General features: G+C 57.7%; 22 protein-coding genes. 10 read left to right on the plus strand and 12 right to left on the minus strand.

Features of this window, described 5'->3' with window-relative positions; translation table 11 throughout:
• Positions 1-2: 2 nt before the first annotated feature.
• The 3 genes from folP to rlmE all read right to left on the minus strand — a co-directional run bounded on the left by folP (position 3) and on the right by rlmE (position 3,548).
• Positions 3-839 (minus strand): dihydropteroate synthase, encoded by an 837-nt coding sequence (folP, locus tag J0X03_RS21850; RefSeq protein WP_042783532.1) that lies wholly within the window; start codon positions 837-839, stop codon positions 3-5.
• Between the two features lie 91 nt (positions 840-930).
• Complete coding sequence (ftsH, locus tag J0X03_RS21855) at positions 931-2,862, minus strand: ATP-dependent zinc metalloprotease FtsH (RefSeq protein WP_004933529.1); 1,932 nt, start codon at positions 2,860-2,862, stop codon at positions 931-933.
• 56 nt (positions 2,863-2,918) lie between these two features.
• A complete protein-coding gene (gene rlmE, locus J0X03_RS21860; RefSeq protein WP_004933533.1) occupies positions 2,919-3,548 on the minus strand; it encodes a 23S rRNA (uridine(2552)-2'-O)-methyltransferase RlmE in 630 nt (209 codons plus the stop codon).
• A 143-nt stretch (positions 3,549-3,691) separates the two neighbouring features.
• Between rlmE and yhbY the strand changes: the two genes are divergently transcribed.
• Positions 3,692-3,985, plus strand: coding sequence for a ribosome assembly RNA-binding protein YhbY (gene yhbY / locus J0X03_RS21865; RefSeq protein ID WP_004933536.1), 294 nt, complete (start codon positions 3,692-3,694; stop codon positions 3,983-3,985).
• A 112-nt stretch (positions 3,986-4,097) separates the two neighbouring features.
• On the opposite strand, the gene greA is transcribed toward yhbY, so the two are convergent.
• On the minus strand, positions 4,098-4,574 hold the full coding sequence (gene greA, locus J0X03_RS21870; protein ID WP_004933539.1) for a transcription elongation factor GreA: 477 nt from the start codon (positions 4,572-4,574) through the stop codon (positions 4,098-4,100).
• A gap of 256 nt (positions 4,575-4,830) precedes the next feature.
• Here greA and dacB point away from each other — a divergent pair, with 256 nt between their 5' ends.
• Genes dacB through pmrB form a run of 3 tightly spaced genes read left to right on the plus strand, consistent with a single transcriptional unit; the run spans position 4,831 to position 7,993 of the window.
• On the plus strand, positions 4,831-6,264 hold the full coding sequence (dacB, locus tag J0X03_RS21875) for a serine-type D-Ala-D-Ala carboxypeptidase (RefSeq protein ID WP_089195391.1): 1,434 nt from the start codon (positions 4,831-4,833) through the stop codon (positions 6,262-6,264).
• 8 nt (positions 6,265-6,272) lie between these two features.
• On the plus strand, positions 6,273-6,935 hold the full coding sequence (gene pmrA / locus J0X03_RS21880; RefSeq protein WP_033641655.1) for a two-component system response regulator PmrA: 663 nt from the start codon (positions 6,273-6,275) through the stop codon (positions 6,933-6,935).
• On the plus strand, positions 6,932-7,993 hold the full coding sequence (gene pmrB, locus J0X03_RS21885) for a two-component system sensor histidine kinase PmrB (RefSeq protein WP_160203916.1): 1,062 nt from the start codon (positions 6,932-6,934) through the stop codon (positions 7,991-7,993). The genes pmrA and pmrB overlap by 4 nt, the downstream gene beginning before the upstream one ends.
• A 36-nt stretch (positions 7,994-8,029) precedes the next feature.
• On the opposite strand, the gene cgtA is transcribed toward pmrB, so the two are convergent.
• The 4 genes from cgtA to rplU all read right to left on the minus strand — a co-directional run bounded on the left by cgtA (position 8,030) and on the right by rplU (position 10,882).
• The gene (gene cgtA, locus J0X03_RS21890) at positions 8,030-9,202 is read right to left on the minus strand and encodes an Obg family GTPase CgtA (RefSeq protein ID WP_033641651.1); all 1,173 of its coding nucleotides are present in this window, start codon (positions 9,200-9,202) and stop codon (positions 8,030-8,032) included.
• 16 nt (positions 9,203-9,218) lie between these two features.
• Entirely contained in the window at positions 9,219-10,190 is a 972-nt protein-coding gene (locus tag J0X03_RS21895; RefSeq protein WP_033641649.1) for a DMT family transporter, read from the minus strand.
• A gap of 105 nt (positions 10,191-10,295) precedes the next feature.
• Entirely contained in the window at positions 10,296-10,553 is a 258-nt protein-coding gene (rpmA, locus tag J0X03_RS21900) for a 50S ribosomal protein L27 (RefSeq protein WP_004933559.1), read from the minus strand.
• A 17-nt stretch (positions 10,554-10,570) separates the two neighbouring features.
• Positions 10,571-10,882 carry a 50S ribosomal protein L21 gene (rplU, locus tag J0X03_RS21905; protein ID WP_004933561.1) on the minus strand — a complete coding sequence of 104 codons (312 nt, stop codon included), beginning with the start codon at positions 10,880-10,882 and terminating at the stop codon, positions 10,571-10,573.
• A 270-nt stretch (positions 10,883-11,152) separates the two neighbouring features.
• On the opposite strand from rplU, the gene ispB reads away from it, so the two are divergent.
• Entirely contained in the window at positions 11,153-12,124 is a 972-nt protein-coding gene (gene ispB / locus J0X03_RS21910; RefSeq protein WP_033641648.1) for an octaprenyl diphosphate synthase, read from the plus strand.
• A 50-nt stretch (positions 12,125-12,174) separates the two neighbouring features.
• Here ispB and J0X03_RS21915 read toward each other — a convergent pair whose 3' ends face one another.
• Complete coding sequence (locus J0X03_RS21915; protein WP_033651481.1) at positions 12,175-12,531, minus strand: DNA-binding protein; 357 nt, start codon at positions 12,529-12,531, stop codon at positions 12,175-12,177.
• Between the two features lie 180 nt (positions 12,532-12,711).
• Between J0X03_RS21915 and J0X03_RS21920 the strand changes: the two genes are divergently transcribed.
• The gene (locus J0X03_RS21920) at positions 12,712-12,972 is read left to right on the plus strand and encodes a helix-turn-helix domain-containing protein (protein WP_004933567.1); all 261 of its coding nucleotides are present in this window, start codon (positions 12,712-12,714) and stop codon (positions 12,970-12,972) included.
• A 66-nt stretch (positions 12,973-13,038) separates the two neighbouring features.
• Here the strand turns inward: J0X03_RS21920 and mdh are convergent, their stop codons facing one another.
• Complete coding sequence (gene mdh, locus J0X03_RS21925) at positions 13,039-13,977, minus strand: malate dehydrogenase (protein WP_033636811.1); 939 nt, start codon at positions 13,975-13,977, stop codon at positions 13,039-13,041.
• A 464-nt stretch (positions 13,978-14,441) separates the two neighbouring features.
• On the opposite strand from mdh, the gene argR reads away from it, so the two are divergent.
• The 3 genes from argR (at position 14,442) to yhcN (J0X03_RS21940) (ending at position 15,963) form a co-directional block, all read left to right on the plus strand.
• Positions 14,442-14,912 carry a transcriptional regulator ArgR gene (argR, locus tag J0X03_RS21930; RefSeq protein WP_016929335.1) on the plus strand — a complete coding sequence of 157 codons (471 nt, stop codon included), beginning with the start codon at positions 14,442-14,444 and terminating at the stop codon, positions 14,910-14,912.
• 403 nt (positions 14,913-15,315) lie between these two features.
• Positions 15,316-15,579: a peroxide/acid stress response protein YhcN gene (yhcN, locus tag J0X03_RS21935; protein WP_004933574.1), complete on the plus strand. Its 264-nt coding sequence runs from the start codon at positions 15,316-15,318 to the stop codon at positions 15,577-15,579.
• 120 nt (positions 15,580-15,699) lie between these two features.
• Positions 15,700-15,963 (plus strand): peroxide/acid stress response protein YhcN, encoded by a 264-nt coding sequence (gene yhcN, locus J0X03_RS21940; RefSeq protein ID WP_025305042.1) that lies wholly within the window; start codon positions 15,700-15,702, stop codon positions 15,961-15,963.
• 197 nt (positions 15,964-16,160) lie between these two features.
• On the opposite strand, the gene mpl is transcribed toward yhcN (J0X03_RS21940), so the two are convergent.
• The gene (gene mpl / locus J0X03_RS21945; RefSeq protein ID WP_033651482.1) at positions 16,161-17,540 is read right to left on the minus strand and encodes a UDP-N-acetylmuramate:L-alanyl-gamma-D-glutamyl-meso-diaminopimelate ligase; all 1,380 of its coding nucleotides are present in this window, start codon (positions 17,538-17,540) and stop codon (positions 16,161-16,163) included.
• Positions 17,541-17,709: 169 nt separating this feature from the next.
• Here mpl and fbp point away from each other — a divergent pair, with 169 nt between their 5' ends.
• Positions 17,710-18,714 (plus strand): class 1 fructose-bisphosphatase, encoded by a 1,005-nt coding sequence (gene fbp, locus J0X03_RS21950; RefSeq protein WP_004933587.1) that lies wholly within the window; start codon positions 17,710-17,712, stop codon positions 18,712-18,714.
• Between the two features lie 45 nt (positions 18,715-18,759).
• Here fbp and J0X03_RS21955 read toward each other — a convergent pair whose 3' ends face one another.
• Positions 18,760-20,313, minus strand: a complete 1,554-nt coding sequence (locus J0X03_RS21955) for a methyl-accepting chemotaxis protein (RefSeq protein ID WP_160203915.1) — start codon at positions 20,311-20,313, stop codon at positions 18,760-18,762.
• Positions 20,314-20,344: the final 31 nt, after the last annotated feature.

Genomic DNA, 20,344 nt, shown 5'->3' on the forward strand with positions numbered 1-20,344 from the left:
CTCTACTGTCCTTTAGCTGAAAGTGTTGCCTCGACGACACGCATCGCCTCGACGGTTTCTTTAACGTCATGCACTCTGACAATCTGCGCCCCCTGCATCGCCGCGATCACCGCGCAGGCCACGCTGCCGATAACCCGTTGATCCGGCGGCACGTTCAGCAGTTGTCCAATCATCGATTTGCGCGACATGCCGACCAACAGCGGCAAACCGAAACGATGAAATTCCGACAACCGGGCCAGAAGCTGATAGTTGTGCGCCAAATTTTTACCGAAACCGAAGCCTGGGTCGAGCAGCAATTTCTGATTTGTTATCCCCGCCTCGTTACAGCGCCGGATATGGTGCTCGAAAAACGTCTGAACGTCGGCGATCAGATCGTCGTAGTGCGGCGCCTGCTGCATGGTGCGCGGCTGCCCCTGCATGTGCATCAGGCAGACCGGCAAACCGCTTTCCGCCGCCGCCGCCAGAGCGCCCGGCTCCTGCAGCGAACGGATGTCGTTGATCAAATGTGCGCCGGCGTGCGCCGATTCGCGGATCACACCCGCTTTCGAGGTATCGACCGAGATAAAGACTTCAAAACGCTGCGCCAGCGCTTCCACCACCGGCACGACCCGCTCAAGCTCCTCCTCTTCGCTCACTTCCGCCGCCCCCGGTCTTGTCGATTCGCCGCCGATATCAATCATCGTGGCGCCGGCCGAAATCAGCGCGTGCGCATGCACCAGCGCCTGGTTCAGGGTGTTGTGGCGGCCGCCGTCGGAAAACGAATCCGGCGTCACGTTGAGGATGCCCATCACCTGAGGATGGGAGAGATTGAGCGTCATGTCGCGCACGGTTAACTGCATGGTTGGTCCACCTTACTGTTGCCTGGTTCACTGCCCGCCGGGCAAAAAAAACCCCGGCATGCCGGGGTTTGATGTTATTACACAGCTGCTGTTACTTGTCGAGCTGTTCGGACATGGTGTTGCCCGGCGTTGGGGTGCGCGGCTCATCTACCGGCGTCGGGGCTTTCGGGGTTCCACCGTTGTCGGAGCTGTTGCCTTTGTTCGCATCGTCCCAGCCCGCCGGCGGACGCACGTCTTTGCGATTCATCAGATCGTCGATCTGCGGCGCATCGATGGTTTCATACTTCATCAACGCATCCTTCATCGAGTGCAGGATGTCCATGTTTTCCATCAGCAGCGAGCGAGCACGCGTGTAGTTGCGTTCGATCAGCGACTTCACTTCCTGGTCGATGATACGCGCGGTTTCATCCGACATGTGCTTCGCCTTGGCCACGGAACGGCCCAGGAACACTTCGCCCTCTTCTTCCGCATACAGCAGCGGCCCCAGCTTCTCGGAGAAGCCCCATTGGGTCACCATGTTGCGGGCGATGGAGGTCGCCACTTTGATATCGTTCGACGCACCGGTAGAGACTTTTTCCGGCCCGTAGATGATCTCTTCCGCCAGACGACCGCCGTACAGGGTGGAGATTTGGCTCTCCAGCTTCTGACGGCTGGCGCTGATCGCATCCCCTTCCGGCAGGAAGAAGGTCACGCCGAGCGCCCGGCCACGAGGAATGATGGTGACCTTGTGCACCGGATCGTGTTCAGGAACCAGGCGGCCAATGATGGCATGGCCCGCTTCGTGATACGCGGTCGACTCTTTCTGCGCTTCAGTCATCACCATGGAGCGGCGTTCCGCACCCATCATGATCTTGTCTTTGGCTTTCTCGAACTCCACCATCGACACCACGCGCTTGTTGCCGCGGGCGGCGAACAGCGCCGCTTCGTTGACCAGGTTGGCCAGGTCGGCACCGGAGAAGCCCGGCGTACCGCGCGCAATGACGGAGGCGTCGATGTCGGCCGCCAACGGCACGCGGCGCATGTGCACCTTCAGGATCTGCTCACGGCCACGCACATCCGGCAGCCCGACCACGACCTGACGGTCGAAACGGCCCGGGCGCAGCAGCGCGGGGTCAAGCACGTCCGGACGGTTGGTCGCCGCGATGACGATGATGCCCTCGTTGCCTTCGAAACCGTCCATCTCAACCAGCATCTGGTTCAGGGTCTGCTCGCGCTCATCGTGACCGCCACCCAGGCCGGCGCCACGCTGGCGACCGACGGCGTCGATTTCATCGATGAAGATGATGCACGGCGCGGCTTTCTTCGCTTGTTCGAACATGTCGCGCACGCGGGATGCACCCACGCCGACGAACATTTCGACGAAGTCGGAACCGGAAATGGTGAAGAACGGTACCTTCGCTTCGCCGGCGATCGCTTTCGCCAACAGCGTTTTACCGGTCCCCGGCGGGCCAACCATCAGCACGCCTTTCGGGATCTTGCCGCCCAGCTTCTGGAAACGGCTCGGTTCGCGCAGGTATTCCACCAGTTCGCTCACCTCTTCTTTCGCTTCGTCACACCCGGCGACATCGGCGAAAGTGGTCTTGATCTGGTCTTCCGTCAGCATGCGGGCCTTGCTCTTGCCGAAGGACATCGCGCCCTTGCCGCCGCCGCCCTGCATTTGCCGCATAAAGAAGATCCAGACCCCGATCAGCAACAGCATCGGGAACCAAGAGATAAAGATAGAAGCCAGCAGGCTCGGCTCTTCAGGCGGCTCGCCGACAACTTTCACATTCTTCGTTAACAACGTATCCAGCAACTTAGGATCGTTGACAGGGATGTAGGTCGTGTATTTGTTACTGTCTTTCTTGGTAACGTTAATTTCACGTCCGTTGATTCGCGCTTCGCGAACCTGGTCCTGGGTCAGTTCGGACATGAAGGTAGAGTAATCCACCCTACGGCCATTCGACTCGCTGGGCCCAAAGCTCTGGAATACAGACATCAACACTACCGCGATGACTAACCAGAGAATTAGGTTTTTCGCCATGTCACTCAAGGGATTAACCTCATCTTACAACTGTGTTAACAAACAGCGTTAGGGTACTACAGTTTGCGCCCTGTCGCTACAATGTACACTTCGCGCGAACGGGCGCGGGAAGCGTCTGGCTTACGAATCTTAACCTTCGTAAACAGGGAGCGAATTTCCCGTAGGTACTCGTCAAAGCCATCTCCCTGGAACACCTTCACCAGGAAACTTCCGCCTGGTGCGAGGACATCACGACACATATCCAGCGCCAACTCCACCAGATACATCGACCTTGGAATATCGACCGCCGGGGTGCCACTCATATTCGGGGCCATATCGGACATGACCACCTGAACCTTACTCTCGCCTACTCGTTCCAACAGTGCCTTCAGCACCAGTTCATCACGAAAATCGCCCTGAAGAAAATCGACGCCAACGATAGGATCCATTGGCAAAATATCACAGGCGATGATGCGCCCGGTACCGCCGATTTGGGTGACCACATACTGCGACCAGCCGCCCGGTGCGGCGCCCAGATCAACCACGGTCATGCCCGGTTTGAACAGTTTGTCGCTCTGCTGTATTTCATCAAGTTTAAACCAGGCACGGGAACGCAGTCCCTTTTTCTGCGCCTGCTGTACATATTTATCGCTAAAGTGTTCTTGTAACCAGCGACTGGAGCTAGCCGAACGCTTTTTATTAGCCATCTCGTTTTCCAACTATCATAAAAAGAGTCTTATGTCAGGGTCGCTGCTCACGTAGACTCACACCGGTGAAGACCGATTTGGTGATATACATGAGATGGCGGTAGAATGTACCGTTTTCAATCCCAACTTAAGCAAAAAAGACAATGAATCTGAATAATAAACAAAAACAGCACCTGAAAGGCCTGGCGCATCCGTTAAAACCGGTGGTGATGCTGGGCAATAACGGTCTTACCGAAGGGGTGCTGGCTGAAATTGAACAGGCTCTGGAGCATCATGAGCTGATCAAGGTAAAAATCGCCGCTGAAGATCGCGAAACCAAGACCCTGATCGCCGACGCTATCGTGCGTGAAACGGGCGCCTGCAATGTGCAAGTTATCGGCAGTACGCTTATTCTTTACCGCCCGTCGAAAGAGCGCAAGATCAGTCTACCGCGTTAATAACCATCAGGTTAACGAAAAGGTGCCATGCGCCTGACCAAGATAAAAGGCCGCTTGCGGCCTTTTTCCTATCTTTACAAAACGTTGGCGCATTAATGACCAACGGTCCCGATCAGAGATACTCGACCTTCAGGATCTCGTATTCCACGTCGCCGCCTGGGGTTTTGATCACCACCACATCGTCTTGCTCTTTGCCGATCAGGCCGCGCGCCATCGGCGAGTTTACCGAAATCAGATTTTTCTTGAAATCGGCCTCATCGTCGCCAACGATGCGGTAAGTCACTTCTTCTTCGCTGTCCAGATTCATCACCGATACGGTGGCGCCGAAGATCACCCGACCGGTGTTCGGCATCTTGGTGATGTCGATCACCTGAGCATTGGACAGCTTGGCTTCGATTTCCTGAATGCGGCCTTCACAGAAACCCTGCTGTTCGCGGGCGGCATGGTACTCGGCATTTTCTTTCAGGTCGCCGTGTTCACGCGCTTCAGCGATATCCGCAATGATTTTCGGGCGGCGCACGCTTTTCAGATATTCGAGCTCTTCGCGCAGTTTTTCAGCGCCAAACAAGGTCATCGGAATTTGGTTCATCGTATAAATACCTCTAAATCTTTCCTGTTCAAATAACCGTCATCCTGACGTATTCGTATGAAAACACGGTTGGCATACTGCCCCCCGCCTCCAGGCGACAAACAAAAGAAACCTGACTCGGAACGGAGCCCAAGCCAAGATCGGTTTTGCATTTTGATACGCATTTTAGCCTAGAGTTCCTTGAGGGTCATCGTTTACTTTTTCCCTGATTGCACCGTAGTATGACGGCACGTTATCCAGCTGTTATCCCGAGATTATGCGTTTTTCACGAATTGTCAGTGCATTGGCTTGCGCATTTATTCTGAATGCGAATGCGGCCCCGGTTGAAGAGTACACACAATATCTGCCTGATGGGGCCAACCTTGCCCTGGTCGTTCAGAAGATCGGCGCCGGCTCGCCGACGATCGATTACCACTCTCAGCAAATGGCGCTGCCGGCCAGTACCCAAAAAGTGCTGACGGCGCTGGCGGCATTGCTGCAACTCGGGCCCGATTACCGTTTCACCACCACGCTGGAGAGCCAGGGCGATATCCGCGACGGCGTGCTGCGCGGCAACCTGATCGCTCGCTTCAGCGGCGATCCGACCTTCAAACGCCAGAGCCTGCGCAATATGGTGGCCGTCCTGAAAAAGCAAGGCGTGCGCCAAATCAGCGGCGACGTGCTGGTCGATACCTCGGTCTTCGCCAGCCATGACAAAGCGCCCGGTTGGCCGTGGAACGATCTGACGCAGTGCTTCAGCGCGCCGCCGGCCGCCGCCATCGTCGATCGCAACTGTTTCTCGGTCTCGCTGTACAGCGCGCCGAATCCGGGCGACATGGCGTTTATCCGCGTCGCCTCCTATTATCCGGTTAATATGTTTAGCCAGGTGCGCACCCTGGCGCGCGGCTCGGCAGACGCGCAGTACTGCGAGCTGGACGTGGTGCCGGGCGAGCTGAACCGCTTTACCCTGACCGGCTGCCTGACGCAGCGCAGCGAGCCGTTGCCGCTGGCCTTCGCCATCCAGGACGGCGCCAGCTATGCGGGCGCCATCTTGAAAGACGAGCTGACGCAGGCCGGCATCCAGATCGACGGGCATTTGAAACGCCAGACGCGTCCCGGCATTACCGGCACGGTGATCGCGCAAACCCAGTCGGCACCGCTGCACGATCTGTTGAAGATCATGCTGAAAAAGTCGGACAACATGATTGCCGATACCGTCTTCCGCACCATCGGCCATGAGCGCTTCGGCGTGCCGGGCACCTGGCGAGCGGGCTCCGATGCGGTGCGCCAGGTGCTGCGCCAAAAGGCCGGCATCGATCTGGGCAATACCATCATCGCCGACGGTTCCGGCCTGTCGCGCCACAACCTGCTGGCCCCGGCGACCATGATGCAGGCGCTGCAGTACATCGCGCAGCACGACAACGAGCTGAACTTTATCTCGATGCTGCCGCTGTCCGGCTATGACGGCACCCTGCGCTACCGCGGCGGCCTGCATGAAGCCGGCGTCGACGGCAAGGTGTCGGCCAAGACCGGCGCGCTGCAGGGCGTCTACAACCTGGCGGGCTTCATCACGACCGCCAGCGGCCAGCGCATGGCCTTCGTGCAGTATCTCTCCGGCTACGCCGTGCCGCCGGAAGATCAGAAACAGCGCCGCGCGCCGCTGGTGCGCTTCGAAAGCCGCCTGTATCGGGATATTTACCAAAACAACTGAGGGTCATCATGAAGCTGCTGGTCGTTGAAGATGATGAACTGCTGCAACAGGGGCTGGCGTTGGCGCTGACCGGCGAGGGTTACGTCTGCGACTGCGCCGCCACGGCGGCGGAGGCCAACAGCCTGCTCATCACCAGCCAATACAGCATGGTGATCCTGGATCTCGGCCTGCCGGATATGGACGGCGCGGCGCTGCTGCGGCAGTGGCGCCGCCAGCAGATCGATCTGCCGGTGCTGATCCTGACCGCCCGCGACGCCCTGGAAGATCGCGTCGACGGGCTGGACGCCGGCGCCGACGACTACCTGGTCAAACCCTTCGCGCTGGTTGAGCTGCAAGCGCGCGTGCGCGCCCTCCTGCGGCGCTACCAGGGCCACAGCGACAATCTGATGCAGGTGGATGACCTGCAGTTGAACCTCTCCAGCCAGCAGGTCTACCTGCAGCAACAGCCGGTGGAAGTCACGCCAAAAGAGTTCGCCATTCTGTCGCGCCTGATCATGCGTGCCGGGCAGACGGTCAACCGTGAGCTCCTGCAACAAGATCTCTACACCTGGCAAGACGACCTGGGCTCCAACACGCTGGAAGTGCACATCCACAACCTGCGCCGTAAACTGGGCAAGGATCGTATCCGCACCGTGCGCGGCATCGGCTACCGCCTGGAACCTTCCTCATGATCAGCATGCGCCGCCGCCTGCTGCTGATGTTGGCGCTGATCCTGTTGGTCACGCAGCTCATCAGCGCCTTCTGGCTGTGGCACGAAAGCCAGGAACAGATCAGCTTCCTGGTGGACGAAACCCTGTCCGCCAAAGTGCGCAGCGAGCGCGTCGATACCGAGATCGCCGAAGCCATCGCCTCGCTGTTGGCGCCTTCGCTGATCATGATGATCGTGACCCTGCTGGCGTCTTTCTGGGCCATCAGCTGGATCACCCGCCCGCTCAACCAATTGCAGCAGCGGCTGGAAAAGCGCTCTGCCGATAACCTGACGCCGCTGCCCATCACCAGCGACAGCCAGGAAATGGTGGCGGTCACCAATGCGCTCAATCAGCTATTCTCGCGGCTGGACAACACCATTCAGCAGGAACGCCTGTTCACCGCCGACGCCGCCCACGAGCTGCGCACGCCGCTGGCCGGCATCCGCCTGCATCTGGAACTGATGGAAAAACAGGGCGTCAAGGGCAGCCAGGCGCTGATCGTCCGCATCGATCAACTGATGCACACCGTCGAGCAACTGCTGATGCTGTCGCGCGCCGGGCAAGACTTTGCCAGCGGCCATTACCAGCATTTCGATTGGGTAGCCGATGTGATCCAGCCGCTGCGTGAAGAGCTCGACGAAATGACCGCCCAACGCGGGCAAACGCTGGCCTGGCAATTGCCGGCCGCCGCCGCGGTGAACGGCGATCCGGTGCTGCTGCGGCTGCTGCTGCGCAACCTGGTCGAAAACGCCCACCGATACGGCCCGGAAGGCGGCGCGATACAGGTGCGGTTAACGCCGCAGGACCGCGGTTATCTGCTGCAGGTCATCGACGATGGCCCGGGGATCAAGGAAGAGATGGTCGGGGAGCTGACGCAGGCGTTTCGCCGCATGGATCAACGCTACGGCGGCAGCGGACTGGGCTTGAATATCGTGATCCGCATCGTGCAGCTGCACCAGGGGCGCTTGACGCTGGAAAACCGCCGCGATGCGCGCGGCCTGAATGCCCAGTGTTGGCTGCCGGAAAAGGCGCTAAAATAATAAGGGCCCAGCGTTGCTGAGCCCTTTATCATCGAATTACTTCTGGTAAATGATTTCGACGCCTTCGTCGTCGTCTTCGTCCCAGTCGTCATCCCAGTCGTCATCCGCTTCCGATTCCATCTCCGCCAGCTGTTCGCGGTGATAGTCGTCCCACATGAATTCGACTTTTTCCGGCGCGCTTTCTTCGATCGCCATCGCTTTCGGCTGGGTGTTGATGAAGTTCATCACGTCCCAGCACAGCGCGTTGACGCCTTCGCGGTTGGCGGCGGAGATCATGTAGTACTTTCCTTCCCAGCCCATGCCTTCCACAATCGCCTTGGCGCGTTCGGCGGCTTCTTCCTCACCAATCACATCAATTTTGTTGAACACCAGCCAGCGTGGCTTCTGCGCCAGATTTTCGCTGTATTGGTTCAACTCGTTGATGATGACTTTGGCGTTTTCCACCGGATCGGATTCGTCGATCGGCGCAATGTCCACCAGGTGCAACAGCACGCGGCAACGCTCCAGGTGTTTCAGGAAGCGAATGCCCAGGCCCGCGCCTTCGGAGGCGCCCTCGATCAGCCCCGGAATGTCGGCGACCACAAAGCTCTGCTCGTGGTCCATGCGCACCACGCCCAGGCTTGGCACCAGCGTGGTAAACGGATAATCGGCCACCTTCGGTTTGGCGGCGGACACCGCGCGGATGAAGGTCGACTTGCCGGCGTTCGGCAGCCCCAGCATGCCCACATCGGCCAGCAGCAACAGCTCCAGCAACAGATCGCGCGCTTCGCCGGCGGTGCCCAGCGTCTTCTGACGCGGCGCACGGTTGACCGACGATTTGAAACGGGTGTTACCCAGACCGTGCCAGCCGCCTTTGGCGACCATCAGTTTCTGCTCGTGACGGGTCATGTCGCCGAGGATCTCGCCGGTGCCCTGATCCTTCACGCGCGTGCCGACCGGCACCTTGATGATGACGTCTTTACCGCGTTTACCGGTACAGTCGCGGCTCTGGCCATTCTGACCGCGCTCGGCGCGGAAAGACTTCTCAAAGCGGTAGTCGATCAGGGTATTGAGGTTCTCGTCCGCCAGCAGGTAGACGTCACCGCCGTCGCCGCCGTCGCCGCCGTCAGGCCCACCGTTAGGGATATATTTTTCGCGGCGGAAGCTGACGCATCCGTTGCCGCCATCGCCTGCAACGACCAGAATCGCTGCTTCATCTACAAACTTCATTTACCGTCTCCGTAAATCATTCACCGGGCTGCTTCAAAGGAGCAACCTGGGGGGGTTCTGCCCGTCGCGGCCACCACCGGTGACCAATTGCGGAAAACATAGCGCCCGCCACGACCACAAACGCGCCAACATAGCCGACGAGATTTAACGTCGGCGCGGCGAATGCCTGGGGCCAGGCCAGCGCCAATAAATCAGAAAACAGCAGGGTAAACAGCGGGGTCAGCGTCACCAACGCACTCACCTGCGCCGCCTGCCAGCGCGCCATCGCTTCCGCCAGCGCGCCATAGCCGATCAACGTGTTGGCGCCGCAAAACAGCAGGCACGCCAATTGCCAGCCGCTAAGCTGGAAAATCACCTCGGGTTTGGCCAGAGGGAACAACGCCATCGCACATAAAGTGTACAACATAACCAGGATCTGCGGCGAAGCCAGCCGTCGCAGCAATACCTTCTGCGCCACGCCGTAGCTCACCCAGACCATCGCCGCACACACGCCCAGCATGACGCCCAGCGTGTAGTCCGTCAGCCGGGTAAAGATCTCTATCAGACTGACGTTGAAAAACAACATCAGTCCACAAATCAGCATCAAGGCGCCAATGACCTGGGTGATGCGCATGCGCTCTTTTAAAATCAGCACGCTGGCGAACATCATGCCTACCGGCGACAGCTGGCCAATCACCTGCGACGCCGTCGGGCTCAGGTATTGCAGCGAGGAACTGAAGAACACAAAGTTGCCCAACAGCCCCGCCGTGGCGATCGCCAACAGCAGCAGCCAACGCGGTTGACGGAACATCTTCAGCGGCGGCAGCTTGCCGCGCACCGCGAGGATCACGCCCAAACCGATGGCGGCCATGGTAAAGCGATACCAAACGACGGTAAACGGCTCCATCACCGCCAACACTTCTTTCATCGCGATCGGCAACGCGCCCCAGCAAACCGCCGTGGTTAACGCCAGGGAAATACCCACGCCGACCTGCTGCTTCGTATCCATATTACCTTCGCCAACGCTGACAGGGCTGCCCGCAGGCAACCCATAAATGTAAAAAGCCCCGCAACGAATTGCGGGGCTTACATCTATTTCGTAAGGCTCGAAAAATTATTCAGCTTCGATGCTGATGAATTTACGATTGCTCGGGCCTTTAACTTCGAATTTGACTTTACCGTCTTTCAAAGCAAACAGAGTGTGGTCTTTGCCGCAACCCACGTTGGTACCAGCGTGGAATTTGGTGCCGCGCTGACGAACGATGATGCTGCCTGCCAGTACTGCTTCGCCGCCAAAGCGTTTTACGCCCAGACGTTTAGCTTCTGAATCGCGACCGTTACGAGTCGAGCCGCCAGCCTTTTTGTGTGCCATTAATCCGCTCTCCTAACTTAAGCGCTGATGCCGGTGATTTTAACGTCAGTGAACCACTGACGGTGGCCCTGCTGCTTACGGTGGTGTTTACGACGACGAAACTTAACAATTTTAATTTTCTCGCCACGACCGTGAGCAACGACTTCAGCTTTGATCTTGCCGCCATCGACGAAAGGAACGCCGATTTTGATATCTTCGCCATTAGCGATCATCAGAATCTGGTCAAACTCAACCGCTTCACCAGTTGCGATGTCCAGCTTTTCCAAGCGAACGGTCTGACCTTCGCTTACTCGGTGTTGTTTACCACCACTTTGGAAAACCGCGTACATATAAAACTCCGCTTTCCGCGTGCCCGACTGTGTTAGTTCAGAGCGCGCTATAAATATTCACAATAGGGCGCGAATTCTACGCAAAAAAGCGGCGCATGACAAGAGCAGAATAAGACCAGATGTACAAAAAAGAAGAAAAAAAACACAGTTTCTTTCGTGGCGTTTATCTGAACCGTTTTTCAAGTACAATCATAGGGACAGTTACCGCCATGTACCGATGTGAGCAGCGATCTCAACGCGGTGAAGAGAAACACAGCTGAAAAAAACACAATGAACCTAGAGCAAATTACCGAGTTAACCGCGCAAGATATGGCGGCCGTGAACGCAACAATTCTCGAACAGCTGAATTCCGATGTCACGCTCATCAATCAGCTTGGCTATTACATTATCAGCGGTGGCGGTAAACGCATCCGGCCGATGATCGCCGTCCTGGCGGCGCGAGCGTTGGGCTATGAAGGCAACAAGCACGTCACCGTCGCCGCCCTGATCGAATTCATCCATACCGCCACGCTGCTGCATGACGACGTCGTCGACGAATCGGACATGCGCCGCGGCAAAGCCACCGCCAACGCCGCATTCGGCAACGCCGCCAGCGTGCTGGTCGGCGACTTTATCTATACCCGCGCCTTCCAGATGATGACCAGCCTGGAATCGCTGCGCGTGCTGGCGCTGATGTCGGAGGCGGTCAACGTCATCGCCGAAGGCGAAGTGCTGCAGTTGATGAACGTGCACGATCCTGACATCAGCGAAGAAAGCTATATGCGGGTGATCTACAGCAAAACCGCCCGTCTGTTTGAGGCGGCGGCGCAATCGTCGGCGATCCTGTCCGGCGCCAACGCCGAGCAAGAGAAGGCGCTGCAAGATTATGGCCGCTACCTCGGCACCGCTTTCCAGCTGATCGACGATCTGCTCGACTACAGCGCCGACGGCAGCACCCTGGGCAAAAACACCGGTGACGATCTGAATGAAGGGAAACCGACCCTGCCGCTGCTGCACGCGATGCACAACGGCGACGACGCACAGCGTGAGATGATCCGCGGCGCGATTGAGCAAGGCAACGGTCGTCATCTGCTGGAGCCGGTATTGCAGGCGATGCAACAATGCGGTTCGCTGGAATACACTCGCCAACGCGCCGAGGAAGAAGCCGACAAGGCGATCGCCGCGCTGCAGGTCTTGCCGGCCTCGGAGCACCGCACGGCGCTGGAAGGCCTGGCGCATCTGGCAGTGCAACGCGACTTTTAAGAAACAAAAGTTTCTTAACGTTCTTATCAGGCCCGCTGAGGCGGGCCTGTCTAGGTATTGTTCTCTTCGTCAATGCGCGCCAGCAGGCCGCCTATCCCTTCCCGCATCAGGAAAGCCACCATTTTCTCGCGCTCGCTCTCCGTCAAATGGTAGTAATACTCGATCCATACCGCTAACGGATCCTGGCGTTCTACGTCATACGCCGCCCCATCTTCTTTCAGCATCAGCAGGTTGCGTGCACCAGGCGGCAGGCTGTCGATATGATACTCCAACGCTTTTCCCTGCACGCCTTTACGCCTGCGGCTTATCCAGCCTTCGCGCCGGGCCATCAGATTGATTCCCTGTGGTGAGGAAGGTAATCCTGCGATGCCTGTCAGTTCCTTGGCGGCAAACCACTCGTTTTTCATAGCCATCATCTCTGGGCAATAGTGGGCAAAGTCATTTTTGGAAATTACTTGGGTATTTTTTAGGAAATTTAATGGTATTCTTGTTTCCGAATAAGCGTTTCACGTTGTTCAAACGCCTAACCCTGATCCGTTAGTTATACCACTAACGCAACTTTGGCTAATCAGAAAAGGAATGTAAACATGAATTCAAGGAACCCAGATTGGCATCCGGCAGATATCATCGCGGCGTTACGCAAACAGGGCACCACGCTGGCGGCGGTGTCGCGCAAGGCCGGATTAAGCTCATCAACGCTGGCCAACGCGCTGTCGCGTCCCTGGCCGAAGGGGGAATGGCTGATCGCCGAAGCAATCGGCATCCACCCATCGGAGATCTGGCCAAGCCGCTATTATGATCCGCACAGCGATTGCCTGCTGGATCGAAAAGCCCGCATCAAATCGTGAACGCGGGGCAAAAAAAACCGCCGGAACAGCGTCCGGCGGCGTTTATCGGCTGACTATCGGCGACGATCAGTTATTGATGAACTTCTCGCCCAGTTCGATATCTTTGTGCAGCACGTCCAGCATCTCATTCAGCGCTTTCTGTTCGAAGGCGCTTAGCGTGCCGATATCCTTGCGTTCTTCAACGCCGTTTTTACCCAGCACCAGCGGCTGTGCGAAGAAGCGAGCGTATTTGCCGTCGCCTTCAACGTAAGCGCATTCCACAACGCCTTTCTCGCCCTGCAGTGCGCGCACCAGAGACAGACCGAAACGCGCGGCCGCCTGGCCCATGGACAGCGTAGCAGACCCGCCACCGGCTTTGGCTTCCACCACTTCGGTGCCGGCGTTCTGAATGCGTTTGGTCAGATCCGCCACTTCCTGATCGGTGAAGCTCACGCCAGGGATCTGCGACAGCAGAGGCAGGATAGTCACGCCAGAGTGGCCGCCGATGACCGGCACGTTCAGCTCTTCCGGCTGCTTGCCTTTCAGCTCGGCCACGAAGGTGTTGGAACGGATGATATCCAGCGAAGTCACGCCGAACAGTTTGTTCTTGTCGTAAACGCCGGCTTTTTTCAGCACTTCCGCCGCGATGGCGACCGTGGTGTTAACCGGGTTGGTGATGATGCCGATGCAGGCTTTCGGGCAGGTTTTCGCCACTTGCTCAATCAGGTTACGCACGATGCCGGCGTTAACGTTGAACAGGTCAGAGCGATCCATGCCTGGCTTACGGGCCACGCCGGCGGAAATCAGCACCACGTCAGCACCCTGCAGAGCCGGGGTCGCGTCTTCGCCGCTGAAGCCTTTGATTTTAACTGCGGTTGGGATGTGGCTTAAGTCGACGGCAACGCCTGGGGTAACGGGGGCAATGTCGTAAAGAGAGAGTTCAGAACCTGAAGGAAGCTGGGTTTTGAGTAGAAGGGCGAGGGCCTGGCCGATACCGCCAGCAGCACCGAGAACTGCAACTTTCATCCTATACTCCTTTATTGTCTTAAATATATAAAGCGCCGTGAATGTGTTGGTGACGGACCTTAAATTATTACACCTTTAAAAACAATAAATTAGCTAATTGTTGCCTGCAGGTGCAATAAAATGACCGCTGTCGCGCCCATTTTAGATTAAATCGCTTACGCATGAAGGGCATAGCGCACACTAATCAAAAATAGTGCGAGGTTATTCACGAGCAAGTTAACCGGCCGTTACATTACACCCTTACGCAACATCAGAACAACATCATTTTAATAACATTTTATTTACCAGCGCAGGCCGATTTTCCGACGTCAAAAGGGCATATTCATCACGGCCGGATTTTGTTAAAATGCCGCCCTTTCCTCGCCGCCCGGTCATGTTTATTTTCTTTGGGTCGGCCTTTGTTGCATAAAAATTCATCTATATGCATAATCATGACTTCCATTATCAACATTCCACGGTGCAAAATGCGTAATCCCGCAAAACAGGAAGATCTGATCAAGACGTTCAAAGCGTTATTGAAAGAAGAAAAATTCAGTTCTCAAGGCGAGATCGTTTTGGCGCTGCAAGAAGAAGGCTTCGAAAACATTAACCAATCCAAAGTATCGCGCATGCTGACCAAGTTCGGTGCGGTACGTACGCGCAATGCCAAAATGGAAATGGTGTATTGCCTTCCTGCCGAACTCGGCGTGCCGACCACCACCAGCCCGCTGAAGAACCTGGTGCTGGACGTCGACCATAACGACGCCGTCGTGGTGATCCACACCAGTCCGGGCGCCGCACAGCTGATCGCCCGCCTGCTTGACTCCTTGGGCAAATCCCAGGGCATCCTCGGCACTATCGCCGGCGACGACACGATTTTCGTCACGCCGTCCAGCGGCTTTACCGCTCAGAAGCTGCATGAAGCGATCCTGGGCGTGTTCGAGCAAGAGCTGTGAAACCTGGCGCTAACAAAGTGCGGCTACCGCCCGCATTTTGTTAGCGCTTCTTTAACCCTCGCGTTACCTTTCCGGCCTTCAACCGCGTTTAACACTGCTTTTTTATCCCGCAACAACACATTTCCATGACATATCCATGTAACCAGCAGTACCCACTGTGATCTTCCGCACTTTTGGTCAAAAGCACTTACCTTATTGAAATTACATAAATTTAACATCGAAAGATCGTTTTATGAGCGTTTTTTATTCCTTGTAGTTATAAAAAATAAGGTTCATCGGTTTAAAGTTTCACTAGCAACTGTTAGCGAACTATTAATTTTTCACGTTACTAGCTGTATACTCATTTCCGTGAACTGAATCACAGTTCGTTGGAACTGATAAAAGAATACGATGAGGTGAGATGATGAAAATTAAAGCTACCGTTGCAACCCTGAGCGTTCTGTCCATGCTTTCCTTTGGCGCATTCGCAGCACAATCTGTTGACGCAACCCAGGCCGCAAAACTGCAGCCCGCCGGTGTGATCACCGTGAGCGGCGTCGCCGCTGCGCCTTCCGACATTCGTCAGGCGCTGTCCGATAAAGCCGACGCCAAAGGGGCGACCGCTTACCGCGTGATCGAAGCGCGCAACGACGGCAACTTCCACGCGACCGCTGAAATCTACAAATAAGTACCGGCATTACCCGGCAACGGGCAATACATCTCTGGAATCAAACGCTGTCATAACGGCCTTCAAGAATAAAAATCGCTGCCAAGCCCTTCCAGGCTGTTATGACCAAGGATCGCTATCATGAACATGAAAACTACTCTCGCTGCACTCGGTTTGCTGTCTGTCATCTCCTTTGGCGCGTCTGCCGCCCAGTTGGTGACTAACGATCAGACCGCCAATCTGCAATCTATCGGCACCATTACCGTCAGCGGTATCGACGGCGCACCGACCGACATTCGCCAGGCGCTGTCGGAGAAAGCCGATGCTAAAGGCGCGACCGCCTACCGCGTGATCGAAGCGCGTAACGAAGGCAACTACCACGCCACCGCCGAGATTTACAAATAACAACTCTGGGAACGGCTTTGCAGAGCTGATTACCCTCGTCACTGCCACTGCCGAGTTCTGACGCAAACGCCGATTTCCCAGAGACCCTCTCGTCGTCCTATCCGACGAACCCCGTTGCCCTCGCTCGCGAGGGCTTTTTTATGGGCGTAAAAAAGGCCGCGAATGCGGCCCTTAGGTTGGCTTATGCGGCTGAACAATCAGTAGGTCACCTTCGGTTCCTGCTTTTTCGCCAACGCGTCCAACAGGCGATCGTGAATGCCGCCGAAACCGCCGTTGCTCATCACCAGAATGTGGTCGCCCGGCTGTGCGGTTTTCACCACCATCTCCACCAGCGTGTCGAGATCCGCGCTCCAGTGCGCCGGCTGCACGCAGGCATCCGCCACTTCCGCAACCTGCCACGGAATGTGATGCGGCTGGAACAGGAACACTTCATCGGCACGGCCGAGCGAAGGCGCCAGATCGTTTTTGCTGATGCCCATTTTCATGGTGTTGGATCGCGGCTCCAGCACCGCCAGAATGCGCGCCGTGCCGCCTACCTTGCCGCGCAGCGCGGCCAGAGTGGCCAGGATCGCCGTCGGGTGGTGCGCGAAATCGTCGTAGACCGTGACGCCGTTGGCTTCGCCACGCAGCTCCAGGCGGCGACGGGCGTTGATGAAGTCGCCCAAGGCGCGGCAGGCGTCCGCCGGCTGCACGCCAACGTGACGGGTCGCCGCGATGGCCATCAGGCCGTTATGCATGTTGTGCTCGCCCACCAGCGCCCAGTTCACTTCGCCGACCTGCTCGCCGTCGAGGAACACCGCGTAATGACTGGCGTCCGGCGTCAGCTTCTGCGCGCGCCAGGTGCCCTCTTCGCCCACCAGCTCCTGTTCGCTCCAGCAGCCCATCGCCATCACCTGCTTCAGGTGGCTGTCGTTGTCCGGCAGGATGATCTTGCCTTTTCCCGGCACCAGGCGCACCAGGTGGTGGAATTGTTTCTGAATGGCTTTCAGATCGTCGAAGATATCGGCGTGGTCGAACTCCAGGTTGTTCATGATCAGCGTGCGCGGGCTGTAGTGCACGAACTTGGAGCGCTTGTCGAAGAACGCGCAGTCATACTCGTCGGCCTCGATCACGAAGAACGGGCTGCCGCCGAGGCGAGCCGAGACGTCGAAGTTGCCCGGCACGCCGCCGATGACGAAGCCCGGCTGGTAGCCGCAGGCTTCGAGGATCCAGGTCGCCATGCCGGCGGTGGTGGTTTTGCCGTGGGTGCCGGCGACCGCCAGTACCCAGCGATCGCGCAACACGGCGTCGTGCAGCCACTGCGGGCCGGAAACGTAAGGGATACCACGCTCCAGCACCGCCTCCACGCACGGGTTGCCGCGCGTCATGGCGTTGCCGATGATCACCAGATCCGGCGCCGGATCCAGCTGGGCCGGATCATAACCCTGAATAAGATCGATCCCCTGGTTCTCCAGCAGCGTGCTCATCGGCGGATAGACGTTGGCGTCCGAACCGGTGACGTCATGCCCCAGTGAGCGCGCCAGCATCGCCAGCCCGCCCATAAAGGTGCCACAGATCCCAAGAATGTGAATGCGCATAGGTTTCTCATGTGAGTGCATCGAATGTCGGCATATTCTAACGCTCAGAATCGTCCAGAAGAAATGGATTTGCCTATGAATGGCGCGCATCTTTGGGCTACACTGCTCGCGAAAACGTTGGCGGTTTGTTAACAGGCCGCTATCCATCCGTAGATTCAGGGATTGTGTCATGAAAACGTTAGGCGAATTTATCGTCGAGAAACAGCACGACTTCTCGCACGCCACCGGCGAGCTGACCGCGTTACTTTCTGCCATTAAACTGGGCGCCAAAATCATTCACCGCGACATCAACAAGGCCGGCCTGGTTGATATTCTGGGGACCAGCGGGGTGTCCAACGTACAGGGCGAAGTTCAGATGAAACTGGACCTGTACGCGAACGAAAAACTGAAAGCGGCGTTGAAAGCGCGTGGTGAAGTTGCGGGTATCGCTTCCGAAGAAGAAGATGAAATCGTGATATTCGACGGCGAGCGAGCTGAAAATGCCAAGTATGTCGTATTGATGGATCCGTTGGACGGTTCGTCCAACATCGATGTCAACGTCTCGGTCGGTACGATTTTCTCTATCTATCGTCGCATCACGCCGGTCGGCACGCCGGTGACCGAAGAAGACTTCCTGCAGCCGGGCAGCGCCCAGGTCGCAGCGGGTTACGTGGTTTACGGTTCGTCCACCATGCTGGTGTACACCACCGGTTACGGCGTCCACGCCTTCACGTACGATCCGTCTCTGGGCGTGTTCTGTCTCTCTCACGAGAAAGTGCGTTTCCCGGCGAGCGGCAACATGTATTCCATCAACGAAGGCAACTACATCAAGTTCCCTCTCGGCGTGAAGAAATACATCAAGTACTGCCAGGAGCAGGATGAAGCGACACAGCGCCCTTACACCTCGCGCTACATCGGTTCTCTGGTGGCGGACTTCCACCGCAACCTGCTGAAAGGCGGCATCTACATCTACCCAAGCACCGCCAGCCACCCGCAAGGCAAGCTGCGCCTGCTGTACGAATGCAACCCGATGGCGTTCCTGGCCGAACAGGCCGGCGGCAAGGCCAGCGACGGCAAAAACCGCATTCTGGACATCACGCCGGTGAAACTGCACCAGCGCGCGCCATTCTTCGTCGGCACCAAGTCGATGGTGGAAGACGCAGAACGCTTCATCGCCGAAAATCCGGACGAGTAACGCGTTCTTTGCCAGGGTTCGGCGCCTTGCCGAACCCTTATTGCCTTACAGCTTGAACGCCGCCATGCTCTGCGCCAGCAGCTGAGCCTGATCTTCCAGCGAGCGCGTCGCCGCCGCAGACTCCTCCACCAGCGCCGCATTCTGTTGCGCCACCTGATCCATCTGCGCCACCGCCAGGTTCACCTGTTCGATACCGCTGCTTTGTTCGCGCGTCGCCGCCGAGATCTCACGCATCAACGCCGTCACCCGGCCCACTTCACCGGTGATGCCGCTCATGGTCTGCGCCGCCGACTCCACCATCTGTTCGCCTTCCTGCACCCGGTTTTGCGACGCCTCGATCAGCCCTTTGATCTCTTTCGCCGACTGGGCGCTGCGCTGCGCCAGGTTGCGCACTTCACCGGCCACCACCGCGAAACCGCGGCCCTGTTCGCCGGCGCGCGCGGCTTCCACCGCCGCGTTCAGCGCCAGGATGTTGGTCTGGAAGGCGATGCCGTCCATCACGCTGATGATATCGGCGATGCGGCGCGAGCTGTCGGTGATCGCCTGCATCTTGCTCATCACCTGGCTGACCACCTCACTGCCCTGGTTGGCGATATCGGACACGCTCAGCGCCAGCTGGTTGGCCTGTTCACAGTTCTCGGCGTTCATTTTCACCGTCGAGGTCAGCTGTTCCATGCTGGCGGCGGTCTCTTCCAGCGACGCGGCCGATTCTTCGGTGCGCTGCGCCAGATGCAGGTTGCCGGCCGCCAGTTCGCGCGAACCGGTGTCGATCTGGCTGCTGGCGTCACGCACTTTGCTGACCGAACTGGCCAGCGCCTGCTGCATGCGCAGCATCGCCCGCACCAGGCGCCCCATCTCGGTATCGCCCTCGCCACGGATCTCGTGGGTCAGATCGCCGCCGGCGATGTGTTCCAACTGCGCGATGGACTCGTCCAGCGGACGCAGAATAATCACGCGCAGCGCGAACCAGGCCAGCAACGCCAACAGCACGCTGAGCAGGCCCGCCACCACGATCAGCGAGATCTTGGTGCTGGCGTTGCTTTCCGCCTCACACACCTGCTTCTCGCCGAGCTTCATGGCGAAGCTGCGGAAATCGGTGAGATCCTTTTCAAACGCGATGCTCAAGGCGGAAATGCGCGTCTCCTGGATATGGTAATACTCATCGATCTTGCCGGCCTTGATGGCGGCGGCCATCGGCTTCACGCCCTGCTCCAGATAGGCGCGATAGCTGTTTTGCAGGCGGCTGGAGAGTTCGCGGCCGCGCTCGGTCACGGTGCCGACGCCGACAAAGCGCGCCATTTCCTTGTTCGACTGCTCGAGGTAGCCGTAGATGCGGCCCACGGTGGCGTCGGAGACATCAGTCTGGCCGATCTCCCGTTGGCGCACCGCCAGCGAGGCGGCGGTGCGGGCGCGCAGCGTCAGGTTGGAGCTGTTGGCCAGCGAGCCCAGCTCTTCGCCGAGGATCTGGTTTAAGGTATGGATCGAGCGCGATCCTTCGTTAATCGCGTTGACGCCAATAACGCTGACCATGATCAGCAGCATGGTCATCAGGCTCAGCAGGGCGATCAGCCCAGCCTTCACCGTAATCTTTTTTAGCATGAGTTCTTCCCGGCTTCAGAATAGTGAGATC

The organism is Serratia ureilytica, assembly GCF_017309605.1.
GTDB lineage: Bacteria > Pseudomonadota > Gammaproteobacteria > Enterobacterales > Enterobacteriaceae > Serratia > Serratia ureilytica.